Genomic DNA, 14114 nt, shown 5'->3' with positions numbered 1-14114 from the left:
CCGGCGAATTGGTCGTGGAGGTATGGCTGAGGTCTACCTCGGGACCGATGAGCGGCTCGGCCGACGCGTCGCCGTCAAGCTCCTCAACACGCAGCTCTCGGGTGAGCCCGACTTCCGCTCGCGCTTCCGCCAGGAGGCGCAGGCCGCCGCGCGAATGACGCATCCGACGATCGTGCGCGTCTTCGATGCGGGCGAGGACACGTTCGTGCGCGCCGACGGACACGAGCTCGTCGTCCCCTACATCGTCATGGAGTACATCGAGGGGCAGCAGCTCCGCGATGTCATGGCTGGCGCTCCCCTCGCCGACACGCAGATCCACGAGTACATGACGGGCATCCTCACGGCGCTCGAGTACTCGCACCGTGCTGGAGTCGTGCACCGCGACATCAAGCCGGGGAACATCATGATCACGCCGGAGGACACGGTCAAGGTCATGGACTTCGGCATCGCCCGAGCCATCTCGGACACCGCGGGCACGATCGCGCAGACCACCGCCATCCTCGGCACCGCCTCGTACTTCTCGCCGGAACAGGCCAAGGGCGAGAACGTCGACGGGCGAAGCGACCTCTACTCCGCGGGCATCGTGCTCTACGAGATGCTCACGGGCAAGGTCCCCTTCCAGGGTGACTCGGCCGTCGCGGTCGCCTACCAGCACGTCACCGAGCGCCCGATCGACGCGAACGAGATCAACCCGAAGGTCTCGAAGGCCATGAACGCCGTCGTGAAGCGGTCGCTCGCGAAGAGCCGCGAGGACCGCTACCAGTCGGCCTCCGAGTTCCGCCGTGACCTCGACCTCGCCGCTCAGGGCATCATGCCGGCCTTCGCGACGAAGGTGGAGGACGACGACCGCACGCAGCTGTTCGGCCCGGCGCCCTCCGGTGTGAGTGCGACGGAGTCTGCCTTCAACTCGCTGTCCGAGACCGATGACCGAGCACCCCAGGTGCAGCGTCGGCCTCCGGCGATGTGGATCTGGGGCGCAGCGGCGCTCCTCGTGGTGGTCATCGTCGCGGTCAGCATCTGGGTCTCCCAGCTGCCGCAGGCAGGTCAACTCCCCGACACGAGTGTCGATGTGCCGGATGTCGTCGGCGAGCAGTGGGACGCGGCGCGCACGACGCTCGAGGAGGTCGGTCTGACTCCGGTGCGCGAAGCCCAGACCAGTGACGATGTTCCCGAGAACCAGGTCATCAGCACGACTCCGGGATCCGGACTCAGCGTCTCGCTCGGTCAGGAGATCACGGTCGTGGTCTCGACGGGACCGTCGGCGGTGACCATGCCTGACATCAACGGCATGACCGTCGAGCAGGCGACGGTTGCCCTGCAGGGTGCCGGACTGAGCGTCGGCCAGATCACCTCAGAGGACTCCCCGACGGTCGCAGCGGGCACGATCGTGCGCAGCGACCCTGCGGGCGGTTCGAGCGTCGCGGCGGCGTCCAGCATCAACCTCGTGACGTCAACGGGCAACGTAGCGCTGCCTGACCTCCTCGGACAGCCGCTTGAGTCGGCGACGGCGACCCTGCGAGAGCTGGGACTCCTGGCCGTCGTGAAGCAGGACCCTGGGTGCCTCGCGGTCGAGGGAAACCCGATCGTGAACATGTCGGTTCCTCCTGGCCCCGTCGCCCAGCACTCGCAGGTCGAGGTCACCTACTGCACGTCGGAGCCCGCGCCGACACCGACGACGCCGGCTCCCGACGCCACGCCGAGTGGTGAGCCGTCGACGCCTCCGGAGGATTGATCCGCGCCCCGCAGGCACCTTGACAGAGTCGAGGGCCCCTTCCGTTCGCGGGAGGGGCCCTCGCTCAGTTCTGAGCCGGTGCCTGGGGCAGCGCGCCGAGACCGACGGTGACGTCGTTCTGGGGCGTGAGCAGCGCATCCACCCAGGGGAACGCGAAGAAGATCAGGCCGTAGAGCGCGGCCGCGACGAGGATCAGGGCGATGAGCAGCTTCACGGGCCAGGGGCCGGGGAGCACACGCCAGAGAGCGCCGTACATCAGAGACCTCCCTGGCTCGCGACCGAGGCCGCTATGGACGCTGGCGGACCGTCAGCTCTCGGAGTGAAGGTGTCGAAGACCGCGTAGCCGATGATGCGCTCGGCGGTCGACCAGAACGGGTTGCAGCTCATGATCATCATGAGCCGGTCGGTGCCCGTCTGCTCGGGGTACCTGGGCACTGAACCCAGCACGTCGACCTGGGTCGGTGCGACGTATTCACCGGAGCGGTACGAGTACGTGTACCAGCCGTCTGCGGTCTCCACGACGAGCTCGTCACCGAGCTGCAGTTCGTGGATCTTCTGCATGGACGCCCCGTAGGCGAGGCGGTGGCCCGCGATCGCGAAGTTGCCGACCTCGCCGGGCATCTGCGAATCCGGGTAGTGGCCGATGTTGTGGTCGAGCACCTCATGCTGCTCGATGCCCTGCGCGATGGGACGCGCGTAGTCGGCACCCCAGGTGGGCACGTAGAGGATCGCGAACCGCTCGTTGGTGACGGTCGGCGCCGAGGAGATGGGGATGCCGATCGCTGGGTCGGTCGTGGTCACGGTCGTTGCTTCCTCGCCACCCTCGGCGAGCACCTGGCTGAGCTCCTGCCCGGCTTGGTTCTGCTCCTCGCCGACGATGAGGTCGTTGAGCCAGTACTTCCAGCCCACGAAGAGGAGCATGACGACGCCGAGGGTCATGAGCACCTCGCCGGAGACGCCGACGACGCTCAGCTTGCGGCGCGGCCTGGAGCCGGACGCGGAGCGCTGACCTCGTCTCGAGCTCTGTCGCTGACGGGTCTCGTTCTCCTGGGCTCGCCGCTGGGCCCGAGTCTGGTAGCCGTCATCGTCGGCGAGGAGCGACTCGATCGAGGTGGTCCCGTCGTCTCGTCCAGGCCGTTCAGCAGATGGCATAGGAGCAATCATAGATAGGATGGCCCGCATGTCTCGTGAGAAGTCCAGCGGCTCCAAGTCCGACGAGCCGGAGAAGAAGACTCCGGCCGGTACGAAGAAGCACCGTTCGTCGGAAGCGTCCGCAGCAGCGGCCGCTCTCGCGGCGACCGAGAAGCAGCGCAGGCAGAAGCGCGCGGCCGGCGTCGCCGACAGCGATGAGCGCAACCCGAACCCGGTCTGGTTCAAGCCGCTCATGTTCGGCTTCCTGATCGTCGGGTTCCTCTGGATCATCGTCTTCTACCTGACGAGCGGCGCGCTTCCCATCGCCGAGCTCGGGTCGTGGAACATCCTCGTCGGGTTCGGCATCGCGTTCATCGGCTTCATCATGACGACGAACTGGCGCTAGCCGCTTCCTCCTCCACAGGAGCTCGAATAACAGCTGTGTAATTCATCCCCAGGTGTGCATAACCCTGTGGATAACTTTTGTGCACAGCTCGCCGTGCCAGCACGGCTGGACAGCAAGAAGCCGCGCATCCCAATGGATGCGCGGCTTCTTGGCGTTCCGAGTGACTACCCGGCGATACCCAGCGGCAGTTGCGAGACGCTGGCGGTGGCGCCGACCACGATGAGCACACCGAGCGCCGCCACTATCCAGAGCCCCTTCCGCGATGGCTTCGCCGACTTCGACTCCCACAGGAACAGCCACGAGCAGAGCGCACCGGTGACGAGGCCACCGAGGTGGGCCTGCCAGGCGATGCCCGGGATGACGAACCCCATGACGACGTTGATGCCCACGAGCACGATGAGCGACATCGTGTTCATGCGTGCTTGCCGCATGACGACGAAGTAGGCGCCGAACAGGCCGAAGACTGCACCGGATGCGCCGAGGACGGTCGTATTCGGTGCGACGAGGGCGATCGCGAGCGAACCACCGAGAGCGCTGACGATATAGAGCGCCGCGAACCTCAGGTGGCCGTACACCTGCTCGAGGACCCGCCCGAAGATCCACAGCGTCAGCATGTTGAACGCGAGGTGGAAGACGGTCGAGTGCGCGAAGGCCGACGTCAGCATGCGCCACGGCTCGAACGCACCACTCCCGATGTGGGAGTAGATGCCGTGATAGACGAGAAGGCCCGTGACCAGATCGCCGGTCACCTGCTGGAGGAGCCAGAGGATCGCCGAGACGCCGATGATGGCGTACGTGACGAGCGGCCGCTGGTCCTGCCCGAGCCGTCGCAGCCGCGTTCGAGCCGAAGGCCGCTGAGCGGCCTTGGCCCTCGCATTCGACTCCCGGATGCACTCAGGACAGATCACGCCGACAGGCGCGAGCGTCTGGCACTCGGGGCAGACGGTGCGGCCGCACCGCTGACAGAGAACGAAGCTCTGTCGGTCTGGGTGTCGATAGCAGAAGTTCTCACGCTGCTGCGACAGCTCGGGTGATGTCATTCGTGAAGAGGGACCTGGAGCCTAGAGCTGCTCGACGGTGACGCTCTCGATGACGACGTCCTTGAGCGGCTTGTCGCGGCCATCGGTGGGAACCTTGGCGATCGCGTCGACGACCGTGCGCGACTCGTCGTCGGCAACGCGGCCGAAGATGGTGTGCTTGCCCTGCAGCCACGGCGTCGGGTCCGTCGTGATGAAGAACTGCGATCCGTTTGTTCCGCGGCCGAGCTGCTTGCCCGCGTTTGCCATGGCGAAGATGTAGGGCTCGTTGAAGTTGAGCTCGGGGTGGATCTCGTCGTCGAACGCGAAGCCGGGGCCGCCGGTTCCGGTGCCCGTGGGGTCGCCGCCCTGGATCATGAAGTTGGGGATGATGCGGTGGAAGATCACGCCGTCGTAGAGGGGCGTGCTCTTGGTCTGGCCGTCACGAGGGTCGGTCCATTCGAGCTCGCCCGTGGCGAGACCGACGATGGTCTTGACCGTGTTCGGCGCGTGGTTGCCGAACAGCTCCACCTTGATGGGGCCGTGGTTCGTGTTGATCGTTGCTAGTGCAGTGGCGATTGACATGCTCGTCATCTTTCCATAGCCGTCCGACTTCTCTTCTGCCTGTCCGCCGACAGCGTGCGGTGATTCAGGTTGCGTGTGGCAGAAGCGTGCCAAGATATGCACTACCTACTTGTCAACGTCCGGAGGTACCAATGGCCCTTTCACGGAAGCAGTCGCGTGAACTCAAGCGTCTCCGCAAGGACGCAACAAACCTGTGGAGCGAGCAGCAGTCTGTCATCGAGCACGCTCGTGGCATCCTGCAGTCCGCTGGAGTGAGCGCGAAGGGCTTGGCTGAGTCCGAGCTCGTCCCCGCTCTGCAGAAGAGCTACGACAACAATGTTCGCCCGAGCTTCGACCGCGGCTACAGCGTGGCCCGTGAGAAGTACGAAGACGCGAGCGTTCGCTTCAACGGCAAGGTCCTCCCCGTCGTCGCGGGCCTCTCGGGCTCGGTGGCTGGCACGGTCAGCAACCTCGCTTCGAAGAACCACGACCTCAAGGATGTCGCCGGCTCCGCGAAAAAGGTCTCGAAAGAGCTGAACTCGCGCGCCAAGAAGGCATCGAAGGCGTACGACAAGAAGTACAACAGCTCCGGCGTTGGCGTCGGCGGCTGGCTGCTCATCGGTGCTGGCGTCGCAGCTGTCGCCGCTGTCGGCTACGCCCTCTGGCAGACCTTCCGCGCAGACGACGACCTGTGGATCGCTGACGAGGAGCTCGATGCTCCCGTCACCACGGTCTCGCCCGCATCGGCCGCGAAGTAGTTCGCGCGCTCCTGCGTCTGACTGGCCCCGCGCTCACTTCGTGAGTTGCGGGGCTTCGTCGTAGGTGCCGGTGATGAGCTGTGCCAGCGCGTCCGCCATCACGGGCTTCGCGCCCCGCCACCAGGCGAGCCGCACTTCGATGGCCGGAGCGTCGCGCAGGGGCCGGTAGACGACCCCTGGCCGGGGGTGCTGGGCGGCCGTGGCCTCGCTGGTGACGCCGAAGACGTCGCCATCCGCGATCAGGGTCAGCCACTCGTCGAGCGACGTGGTCGGGATGAAGACGGGCGACCGGTCCGCCGGCCAGAGGGAGCCGACTGTGGTGCCGGTCCGTGCATCCACGGCGAGGGTCTTGCCGGCGAAGTCGTCGAGGACCAGGGTTCGCCGGCGCGCGAGGGGGTCTTCCTTCGCGAGGACCGCGACCCGTCGCTCTTCCCCGACGAGCACGGTCTCGATGCGGGGATCGCGGGGCGTCGTGCGGAGGACGGCGAGCTCGGCTTCGCCATCGAGGAGACCGGCCGTCGGCGTGTTGCTCTGGCGGAAGACGAGATGCGATTCGGGGTGCTCGGCTCGCCACCGTCGTTGCACGGTGCTCGTGTGCGCGCCGAGCGTCGACCAGGCGTAGCCGACCCGGAGCTCCAGGGTCGCCGCCTTCGCCTCGTCGCCGATGAGCGTCACCTCGAGCAGGATGCGGCGTGCGCGGGCCAGGATCCGCTCGCCGAGTGGGGTGAGTGCCACGTGGCGTGTGGAGCGGGAGAGGAGCTGCGCACCGAGTTCGGTCTCGAGCACGAGGATGGCACGCGACACGGCCGCCTGCGAGCAGTGCAGCTCGATGGCCGCGTCGGTGAAGGTGCCCGCGTCGACGACCGCGGCGAGGGCGCGCAGGTGGCGGAGCTCGAGACTCATGCGCCCAGCGTATAACTCCCGCGTGTCATGCATTTCTGTGCTCGACTCACCGGGGACACGATGGGCGCATGACTGGGACCACGGACACCACGATGCAGGACGGCGCAACGTCGCGCGGCGTCCTCGCCGGCTCGGCGCTGCTGACCGGCAGCGGGCTCTCCAATCAGCTCGGCGCCGCGTTCGGAGCGCTCGCCTTCGATTCCCTCGGCACCGCGGGAGTCGTCGCCGTCCGCCAGCTCGTGTCGGCCGCCATCCTGCTCCCGATCGCCCGGCCACGGCTGCGGAGCTTCACCTGGGCGCAGTGGTGGCCGGCGTTGCTGCTCGGACTCGTCCTGGCGACCATGAACCTGTCCCTCTACGCGGCCGTCGATCGCATCGGGCTGGGGCTGGCAGTCACCCTCGAGTTCCTCGGCCCGCTTGCCGTCGCGCTGTCCTCGTCGCGCACGCGGGCCGATCTGCTGCTCGCAGCAGGTGCTGCCGTCGGCGTGTACGTGCTCCTGCTGCCCGACGGATCCAGCGATCTCCTCGGCTACGCGTTCGGCCTGCTCGCTGCCTGCTGCTGGGCGAGCTACATCCTGCTCAACCGAATGCTCGGAGGCCGCCTGACGGGCCTCCAGGCGCCGGCCACGGCCACACTGGTCTCGAGTCTCCTGACGCTGCCCATCACCGTGCAGCTGATCGCCGACGGGAAGTTCCTGGGCTGGCCCCTCCTGCTCGCGGCGCTCTCCGGCCTGCTGTGCTCCGTCATCCCCTACTCGATCGACATCATCGCGCTCCGCTGGGTGACCACGAGGTTCTTCGGGGTGTTCATGAGCATCAACCCGATGTTCGCGGCGCTCGCCGGAGTTGTCGTGCTCGGTCAGGTTCCCGTCGCGCACGAATGGGTCGGCATGGCCATGATCGTCGGCGTCAACGCTGTCGCCGTATCACGGGGAATCCGCGGTCGCCGCAGCGCCGAGGAGACGCGCAGAGACACCGAAACTCAGTGAGCGGCGCGGAGAGAACGCAGGTGCCCGTTCGCGGGGCGTTCCGCGTGGAGCCTGAGCCCCACATCCACGAGCGACACGGTGCGCAGCGCGCCCACCTCCGAGAGGTCGAACCAGCGAGCCTCATCCGTCGAGCCGCCACGCTCGTTGCGCAGCTCGCCGCTCACGATGCTCGCCTCATAGACGATCCGGACCGACTGCATCGGCGTCTTGCCCGGCTCGAGCCGGTCACGACCCGCGATGATGTGCGAGTCGATGCCGAGGAGATGGTCGATGGAGGCGTGATAACCGGTCTCTTCCCAGATCTCGCGGACAACACCGTCGATGGGGTCCTCGCCCGGGTCCGTTCCGCCCCCGGGCAGGGTCCAGCCTGAGCGACCACGGTCATGCCAGTGCGCGAGGAGGATCTGCCCGTCGCGCACGATGACACCGTAGGAAGCAAGTCGTCGATGCACGGAACCCCCAAAGATCTCTGCCGGGGTCTCGAGGTCAGCGGCCCGGTGCCTGGCCGACCCGAACCACGGGCGCACGCTATCGTACGCCGACGCGCGCCGGGCCCCCGCACAGGGAGGGGCCGGCGCGCGTCGAATGGTGGGTGCCGAGCGGGATCAGCGCCGCAGTGTCTTGCGCGCCGCCCAGTTGCCGAGGAACTGGAGCCCCTGCACGATGACGACGATCACGATGACCGCAGCCCAGGTGACCGCGGGGTTGAACTGCCGGTAGCCGTACTGGATGGCGAAGTCACCGAGACCGCCCGCTCCGATGGCGCCGGCGACCGCCGACATGTCGACGAGCGACACCACTGCGAACGTGTAGCCGAGGATGAGCGGTCCCAGCGCCTCCGGGACGATGACCGACCAGACGATCTGGAATCGACCGGCTCCCGCCGAGCGGGCCGCCTCGACGACTCCGGGCGATACGGTCAGCAGGTTCTGCTCCACGAGGCGCGAGATACCGAAGGTCGCTGCGAGCGACAGTGCGACGATCGCGGCTTCTGGCCCGATGCCCACGCCCACGACGAAGCGGGAGAAGGGCTGTACGGCCGCGATGAAGATGATGAACGGGATGGGCCGGAAGAAGTTGACGATGACGTTGACCACAGCGCTCACGACCGGCTGCTCGTACAGGTTGCCCCTGCGGGTCAGGTAGAGCACGAGGCCGACGAGGAGTCCGCCGATACCGCCAATGATGAGGCTGAGCGACACCATGTAGAGCGTGTCGCCCGTCGCCTCGATCAGCTTAGGGAGGAGTTCGATGACCTCGTTCATGCGGCACCTCCAGGCGTGATCGTGTCGAATTCCGTGACGACCGCGAGGCCGCCGATCTCATCGAGAGCCCGGCGTCGTGCATCCGCGTCGCCCTGCAGCGCGAAGGTCAGGTCCCCGAACGACTTTCCGCGGATCTCGTTCATTCCGCCGTACACGAGCTCGACGGTGATGCCTGCCTCGTGCAAAATGCGCAGCGCCTGGCCCTGGTTAGTCCGCCCATCGCGGAAGCTCAGTGTCACGAGCGTGCCAGGGTGGCGGGCAGTCAGGTCAGCGCGCAGCTCGGCGCCCGGGATGCCCTGCACAACCGTCGACACGAAGCGCTGCGTGGCCGGAGCCTTGGGGTTGGCGAAGATGTCGAAGACCTCGCCTTGCTCGACGACCTTGCCGTGCTCCATGACGGCGACGTGGCTCGCGATCTCCTTCACGACGTCCATCTCGTGCGTGATGACGATGATCGTGACCCCGAGCTCTTCGTTGGCCTTCTTCAGCAGCTGCAGCACGTCTGCCGTCGTCTGCGGGTCGAGCGCGCTCGTCGACTCGTCGGCGAGGAGGATGCTGGGGTTCGTAGCGAGCGCGCGCGCGATGCCGACGCGCTGCTTCTGGCCGCCGGAGAGCTGGTCGGGGAAGGCCCGGGCCTTCTCGGAGAGTCCGACGAACTCGAGCAGCTCGGCGATGCGCTTCTCGCGCTCCGCCTTCGGCGTCTTGGCGACGCGCAGCGGATAGGCCACGTTCCCGGCGACGTTGCGTGAGTTGAAGAGGTTGAACTGCTGGAAGATCATGCCGATTCCGGCGCGCACGGAGCGCAGCTTCGTCTCGGGCAGCTTCGTGATGTCGACCCCATCCACGTGGATGCTGCCTGACGTGGTCGGCTCGAGCGCGTTGATGAGTCGCACCATGGTCGACTTCCCTGCACCCGAGTAGCCGATGACCCCGTAGATGTCGCCTTTTTCAATGCTGAGGGAGACGCCGTCGACCGCTCTGATGGCCGGGGCGCGCCGCTTCGGCGACGGGTACTCCTTGACGACGTCGGTGAGTGTGATGAGGGCCATGTGTTCGCTCTCGCCTTCTGCACGGTCGAACCGTGTGGTGATGCTGGTGAGCGGCGCCGAGACGCCGTTCGTCGGTGCAAGCGAGATCGCCGCCCGAGGCCTGATGATCATCATCGGGTCTCGGGCGGCGAGCGCGCTAGGGGTGAGTTCTAGCCCTGGGCTTCGATCTCTGCGACGAGCTCGTCGAGCGTCGTCTGCAGCTCGTCCACGGGGGTCTTGGTGAGGACGGCGGTGTCACCGAACGTCTCCTTGACCGATGCCGCGACTGCCTCTGAGTTCTGGTAGATCTCGACGAGCTTGAGGTAGTTCTCGTTGTCGGCGTTCTCAGCCGTCGTCACGAAGATGTTGATGTACGGGAACGCGGAAGCGTTCTGGGGGTCGTCACGCGTGAGGGCGTCCTCGGTCGTGAGTCCAGCGTTCTCGACGAAGTCGTTGTTGATGATCGCGCCAGCGAGGTCGGGCAGCGAGGTCGCCGTGAGCGACGCCTCGAGTTCCGTCACCTTGACGCGCGATTCTGGGAGAACGTCGTCGAGCGTGGAGAACGGCGAGCCGCCGTCCTTGAGCTCGATGAGGCCGGCTTCCTGGAGCACGAGAAGGCCACGCGCACGGTTCGAGGCGTCGTTCGGCACCGCGACCTCTGCGCCGTCCGGAATCGCGTCGACCGAATCGTACTGCGACGAGTAGAAGCCGAGGGGGTAGATGGCCGTCGAGCCGATCGGCACGAGGTCGTCGCCACTCGCGGCGTTGTGCTGCGCGAGGTAGATGATGTGCTGGAACGCGTTGACGTCGAGCTCACCCTCGCTCGTGGCGGGGTTGGGCTGGTTGTAGTCCGAGAAGTCGACGAGCTCGACCGTGAGGTCCTGAGCTGCAGCTTCCTCGACGAGCACCTCCCAGTACGGGTCGGATGCGCCGACGACGCCGAGCTTGATGGTGCTGTCATCGGAGGCGCCGGTGGAGCACGCGGAGAGGCCTCCAACGAGGGCGATCGCGCCGACTGCTGCGGCGATCTTGGTGAAACGTGACATGGAGGAGGGTCCTTTCAATGCGGCGCGCGAACGCCGGCAATCCTCTAAGGGTCTAGAGGGCCTCGCAAGAATAAGAGAACAGCGCGTCGCCGCGCCGATACATCCTGACACGTTGCGTAACAGTCGACCGACAGGGTCACAGACGCAATGATGTTGCGTTGGGATCGCTCCCCAGATCAGGGAAGAAGGCCCAAGTGGCGAGCCTTCGCAAGAGCCTGATAGCGGGAGCCCGCATCCAGCTTCGTCATTGCGGTGCCGAGGTAGCTCTTGACCGTGCTCTCCGTCAGGATCAGCTTCCTGGCGATGTCCTTGTTCGTCAGCCCGAGCGCGATCTGGCCGAGCACGTCCAGCTCCCGCGGGGAGAGCTTTACCGGCGCCTCGGCGAGCTCCGCGGTGACAACTGCCTCTCTGCTCCGCGGATCTCCGTGATCGCCGGCGAACCTCACGAGGCGCTCCTCGATGCCCCGCAGCCTGGCCCGCACCTCAGCATCGCCGAGGAGGGATGCCACTTCACGCAGCTCGGAGAACGTGCCCCTCAGCTCCTCGAGCTGTCGCGCTGTGAGGCCACCGCCTCCCAGCTCGGAGACACTCGCGGACCCCACGCGCATCCGACGGCTGAGCTCATCCCGCAGCCGCAGCTCGTCTTCAACCTTCTTGCCGAGGGCGACCGCCTGGCCGAGCGACATCGACTGCGAGTCAGGGGCCGCCCGGAACCCGCCGTAGAGGACACCCCGCACGTGCTTGTCGACGATGACCGGCACAGCCATGAGGCTCTGGACGTGCTCGGACAGCACCTGCACGTCGTAGTCGTGCGTGATGCGGCTGCTGCCGCGATAGTTCGTCGTGACCTTGGCGCGACGCTCGAGCATCGCCCGGCCACCGAGACCGCGTCCAAGCTGCACTCGGAGGCCGACGAGACCGACACCCTGGTTGCCGCAGATCGTGTGGACGTCCGTCGTGTCGCGGTACGTCGGACCGCCGAACGAGAGAGGGCACCCCGTGGAGTCCCGCAGGCGCGCCACGGCCTGAGCGAAGACGTCAGCTTCGGTTGCTGCCTCTGGAAACATCATGTGCGTCACTACCAACTTCCGGGGGTAGTTCGATACTTCGTCGTATGCGTAGCGTGGATGCTATCACGCAGGCGATGAGGCTTTCGTGTTCGCAATGACGCGAAGAAAGGCCGCCGTCAGCCGCTACGGAATACCCGTCCATCTCTGACGAACGCAGCAATGCACTGAGGCAAGGAGGCCCCATGCAGAATGAAACGTCACCACCGCCGCCCGGCGGAATCGACTATGTCGAATTCGAGGAATCGGCCGATTTCAAGGAACTGAAGAAGCGCCAGCGCTCCTTCGTCTTCCCACTCTCCATCTTCTTCCTCGTCTGGTACGGCGCCTACATCGTCGTCGCCGCGTACGCGCACGACTTCATGGCAACACCCGTCCTCGGGAACATCAACGTGGGCCTGCTGCTGGGCATCGGCCAGTTCGTCACGACCTTCGCGATCACCATGTGGTACGTCTCCTACGCCAACCGGAGACTCGACCCGCTCGCGAATGATCTGCGCGTCCAGCTCACGAAGGAGGACCAGGCATGAGCGTTCAGCTCATCGCCCCGCGGGCGAGCGCGGTGGCAGACAACGACCCAGTCCTGAATATCGCCATCTTTGCGGCTTTCGTCGCCGTGACGCTCTTCATCGTCATCAGGGCGAGCCGCAACAGCAAGACCGCGGCCGATTACTATGCAGGCGGTCGCTCCTTCTCGGGGACGCAGAATGGATTCGCCATCTCCGGCGACTATCTCTCCGCAGCGTCCTTCCTGGGCATCGTCGGTGCCATCGCCGTCAATGGATATGACGGCTTCCTCTATTCGATCGGGTTCCTCGTCGCCTGGCTGGTGGCGCTGCTGCTGGTCGCCGAGCTCATGCGCAACACGGGCAAGTTCACGATGGCCGACGTGCTGTCGTTCCGCCTCAAGCAGCGGCCCGTGCGCGTCGCGGCGGCCCTCACGACGCTCGCGGTCTGCTTCTTCTACCTCCTCGCCCAGATGGCCGGGGCCGGCGGTCTCGTCGCGCTCTTGCTCGGCATCACGGACGACATCGGCGTCGCGATCGTCGTCGCCGTCGTCGGCGTGCTCATGATCATCTACGTCCTCATCGGCGGGATGAAGGGCACGACCTGGGTGCAGATCATCAAGGCCTTCCTGCTCATCGGCGGCGCCGGGGCGATGACGATCTGGGTGCTGGTCATCAACGGCTTCGACCTCTCCGCGCTCCTACAGGCGGCCGTCGACAAGGCGGCGCTCGACGGTGCTGAAGACCCGGCCGCAATCCTCGCTCCGGGGCTCCAATACGGCAAGAACCCCATCGACTTCGTGTCGCTCGGCCTCGCCCTCGTCCTGGGTACGGCGGGCCTCCCGCACGTGCTGATGCGCTTCTACACGGTGCCCACCGCCAAGGAGGCCCGAAAGTCCGTGGTGTGGGCCATCTGGCTCATCGGCGGCTTCTACGTGTTCACGCTGGTCCTCGGCTACGGGGCCGCCGCACTCGTCGGTGCGCCCGCCATCAAGGACGCGCCCGGCGGCGTGAACTCCGCCGCGCCGCTACTCGCTCTCGAGCTTGGGGGGCCCATCCTCATGGGCTTCATCTCCGCCGTGGCCTTCGCGACCATCCTCGCCGTGGTCGCCGGCCTCGCCATCACGGCTGCCGCATCCTTCGCCCACGACATCTACAACAGCGTCGTGAAGCGAGGCACGGCGACCCCCGAGCAGGAGGTGAAGGTCGGCAAGTACACGGTCGTCGTGCTCGGCGTCGTCGCCATCGTCGGCGGCATCGGCGTGCAGGGCCAGAACATCGCCTTCCTGGTGGCGCTCGCCTTCGCGGTCGCCGCCAGCGCGAACCTGCCGACGATCCTCTACTCGCTGTACTGGCGCAAGTTCACCACTCGTGGCGCGCTGTGGAGCATGTACGGGGGCCTCGCGACGGCCATCGTCCTGATCCTCTTCTCGAAGGTCGTCTCCGGTGCCGAGACGGCGATGCTCGGGGCGGAGATCGACTTCGCCTGGTTCCCGCTCAACAACCCGGGCATCGTCTCGATCCCCGTCGGCTTCCTGCTCGGGTGGCTCGGGTCCGTCCTGCCGCAGAAGAAGGAGGATCCGCGCGTCGCCGCCGAGATGGATGTGCGCTCGCTCACCGGGTACGGGGCCGAGGAGGCCGTCGAGCACTAGGCACTCCCTCGCCCTCGCCCGCGCACGGCCAAGGCCGGCTCGAGTTCGTCG

Annotated in this window: 15 protein-coding genes and 1 pseudogene; 6 read left to right on the top strand and 10 right to left on the bottom strand. The window is 66.5% G+C overall.

What is annotated here, in order from left to right:
- The first annotated feature begins 22 nt into the window (after window positions 1–22).
- Window positions 23–1732: a Stk1 family PASTA domain-containing Ser/Thr kinase gene (gene pknB, locus F8O03_RS10985; protein WP_244296188.1), complete on the top strand. Its 1710-nt coding sequence runs from the start codon at window positions 23–25 to the stop codon at window positions 1730–1732.
- Window positions 1733–1796: 64 nt separating this feature from the next.
- On the opposite strand, the gene F8O03_RS10980 is transcribed toward pknB, so the two are convergent.
- On the bottom strand, window positions 1797–1988 hold the full coding sequence (locus F8O03_RS10980) for a hypothetical protein (protein WP_151423894.1): 192 nt from the start codon (window positions 1986–1988) through the stop codon (window positions 1797–1799).
- Window positions 1988–2884 carry a class E sortase gene (locus F8O03_RS10975; protein ID WP_167516548.1) on the bottom strand — a complete coding sequence of 299 codons (897 nt, stop codon included), beginning with the start codon at window positions 2882–2884 and terminating at the stop codon, window positions 1988–1990. The genes F8O03_RS10980 and F8O03_RS10975 overlap by 1 nt, the downstream gene beginning before the upstream one ends.
- 151 nt (window positions 2885–3035) lie before the next feature.
- On the opposite strand from F8O03_RS10975, the pseudogene F8O03_RS18435 reads away from it, so the two are divergent.
- A pseudogene (locus F8O03_RS18435) lies at window positions 3036–3269 on the top strand (cell division protein CrgA); the annotation flags it as partial.
- Window positions 3270–3433: 164 nt separating this feature from the next.
- Here the strand turns inward: F8O03_RS18435 and F8O03_RS10965 are convergent.
- Together F8O03_RS10965 and F8O03_RS10960 are read right to left on the bottom strand one after the other, a co-directional pair.
- Window positions 3434–4177, bottom strand: a complete 744-nt coding sequence (locus F8O03_RS10965) for a rhomboid family intramembrane serine protease (RefSeq protein WP_244296187.1) — start codon at window positions 4175–4177, stop codon at window positions 3434–3436.
- Window positions 4178–4330: 153 nt separating this feature from the next.
- A complete protein-coding gene (locus F8O03_RS10960) occupies window positions 4331–4870 on the bottom strand; it encodes a peptidylprolyl isomerase (RefSeq protein ID WP_104310961.1) in 540 nt (179 codons plus the stop codon).
- Between the two features lie 131 nt (window positions 4871–5001).
- Between F8O03_RS10960 and F8O03_RS10955 the strand changes: the two genes are divergently transcribed.
- Window positions 5002–5607 (top strand): hypothetical protein, encoded by a 606-nt coding sequence (locus F8O03_RS10955; RefSeq protein ID WP_104254443.1) that lies wholly within the window; start codon window positions 5002–5004, stop codon window positions 5605–5607.
- A gap of 33 nt (window positions 5608–5640) precedes the next feature.
- Here F8O03_RS10955 and F8O03_RS10950 read toward each other — a convergent pair whose 3' ends face one another.
- Complete coding sequence (locus F8O03_RS10950; protein ID WP_151423891.1) at window positions 5641–6510, bottom strand: LysR family transcriptional regulator; 870 nt, start codon at window positions 6508–6510, stop codon at window positions 5641–5643.
- A 68-nt stretch (window positions 6511–6578) separates the two neighbouring features.
- Here F8O03_RS10950 and F8O03_RS10945 point away from each other — a divergent pair, with 68 nt between their 5' ends.
- The gene (locus F8O03_RS10945) at window positions 6579–7499 is read left to right on the top strand and encodes an EamA family transporter (RefSeq protein ID WP_151423890.1); all 921 of its coding nucleotides are present in this window, start codon (window positions 6579–6581) and stop codon (window positions 7497–7499) included.
- On the opposite strand, the gene F8O03_RS10940 is transcribed toward F8O03_RS10945, so the two are convergent.
- The 5 genes from F8O03_RS10940 to F8O03_RS10920 form a co-directional block, all read right to left on the bottom strand.
- Window positions 7493–7951, bottom strand: coding sequence for an NUDIX hydrolase (locus tag F8O03_RS10940; RefSeq protein WP_151424036.1), 459 nt, complete (start codon window positions 7949–7951; stop codon window positions 7493–7495). The two genes, F8O03_RS10945 and F8O03_RS10940, sit on opposite strands and share 7 nt — an antisense overlap.
- Before the next feature lie 153 nt (window positions 7952–8104).
- Window positions 8105–8764, bottom strand: coding sequence for a methionine ABC transporter permease (locus F8O03_RS10935; protein WP_151423889.1), 660 nt, complete (start codon window positions 8762–8764; stop codon window positions 8105–8107).
- Window positions 8761–9813, bottom strand: a complete 1053-nt coding sequence (locus F8O03_RS10930; protein WP_151424035.1) for a methionine ABC transporter ATP-binding protein — start codon at window positions 9811–9813, stop codon at window positions 8761–8763. Before F8O03_RS10930 ends, F8O03_RS10935 begins: the two co-directional genes overlap by 4 nt.
- Before the next feature lie 149 nt (window positions 9814–9962).
- Window positions 9963–10838 carry a MetQ/NlpA family ABC transporter substrate-binding protein gene (locus F8O03_RS10925; protein WP_151423888.1) on the bottom strand — a complete coding sequence of 292 codons (876 nt, stop codon included), beginning with the start codon at window positions 10836–10838 and terminating at the stop codon, window positions 9963–9965.
- A 176-nt stretch (window positions 10839–11014) separates the two neighbouring features.
- Complete coding sequence (locus F8O03_RS10920) at window positions 11015–11908, bottom strand: LuxR C-terminal-related transcriptional regulator (RefSeq protein ID WP_146079213.1); 894 nt, start codon at window positions 11906–11908, stop codon at window positions 11015–11017.
- 182 nt (window positions 11909–12090) lie between these two features.
- Between F8O03_RS10920 and F8O03_RS10915 the strand changes: the two genes are divergently transcribed.
- Both F8O03_RS10915 and F8O03_RS10910 read left to right on the top strand, forming a co-directional pair.
- Window positions 12091–12435, top strand: coding sequence for a DUF485 domain-containing protein (locus tag F8O03_RS10915; protein WP_151423887.1), 345 nt, complete (start codon window positions 12091–12093; stop codon window positions 12433–12435).
- Window positions 12432–14063 (top strand): solute symporter family protein, encoded by a 1632-nt coding sequence (locus F8O03_RS10910; RefSeq protein WP_151423886.1) that lies wholly within the window; start codon window positions 12432–12434, stop codon window positions 14061–14063. The genes F8O03_RS10915 and F8O03_RS10910 overlap by 4 nt, the downstream gene beginning before the upstream one ends.
- The last annotated feature ends 51 nt before the right edge of the window (window positions 14064–14114 follow it).

It is taken from the genome of Pseudoclavibacter terrae, assembly GCF_008831075.1.
Classification (GTDB): domain Bacteria; phylum Actinomycetota; class Actinomycetes; order Actinomycetales; family Microbacteriaceae; genus Pseudoclavibacter; species Pseudoclavibacter terrae.
This window is presented reverse-complemented; position numbering and strand designations above follow the sequence as displayed.

Excerpts from the sequence above, each read along its gene's own strand:
- pknB (WP_244296188.1), top strand. The coding sequence starts at position 23 with ATGGCTGAGGTCTACCTCGGGACCGATGAGCGGCTCGGCCGACGCGTC.
- F8O03_RS10980 (WP_151423894.1), bottom strand. The coding sequence starts at position 1,988 with ATGTACGGCGCTCTCTGGCGTGTGCTCCCCGGCCCCTGGCCCGTGAAG.
- F8O03_RS10975 (WP_167516548.1), bottom strand. The coding sequence starts at position 2,884 with ATGCCATCTGCTGAACGGCCTGGACGAGACGACGGGACCACCTCGATC.
- F8O03_RS10960 (WP_104310961.1), bottom strand. The coding sequence starts at position 4,870 with ATGTCAATCGCCACTGCACTAGCAACGATCAACACGAACCACGGCCCC.
- F8O03_RS10955 (WP_104254443.1), top strand. The coding sequence starts at position 5,002 with ATGGCCCTTTCACGGAAGCAGTCGCGTGAACTCAAGCGTCTCCGCAAG.
- F8O03_RS10950 (WP_151423891.1), bottom strand. The coding sequence starts at position 6,510 with ATGAGTCTCGAGCTCCGCCACCTGCGCGCCCTCGCCGCGGTCGTCGAC.
- F8O03_RS10945 (WP_151423890.1), top strand. The coding sequence starts at position 6,579 with ATGACTGGGACCACGGACACCACGATGCAGGACGGCGCAACGTCGCGC.
- F8O03_RS10935 (WP_151423889.1), bottom strand. The coding sequence starts at position 8,764 with ATGAACGAGGTCATCGAACTCCTCCCTAAGCTGATCGAGGCGACGGGC.
- F8O03_RS10930 (WP_151424035.1), bottom strand. The coding sequence starts at position 9,813 with ATGGCCCTCATCACACTCACCGACGTCGTCAAGGAGTACCCGTCGCCG.
- F8O03_RS10925 (WP_151423888.1), bottom strand. The coding sequence starts at position 10,838 with ATGTCACGTTTCACCAAGATCGCCGCAGCAGTCGGCGCGATCGCCCTC.
- F8O03_RS10920 (WP_146079213.1), bottom strand. The coding sequence starts at position 11,908 with ATGATGTTTCCAGAGGCAGCAACCGAAGCTGACGTCTTCGCTCAGGCC.
- F8O03_RS10915 (WP_151423887.1), top strand. The coding sequence starts at position 12,091 with ATGCAGAATGAAACGTCACCACCGCCGCCCGGCGGAATCGACTATGTC.
- F8O03_RS10910 (WP_151423886.1), top strand. The coding sequence starts at position 12,432 with ATGAGCGTTCAGCTCATCGCCCCGCGGGCGAGCGCGGTGGCAGACAAC.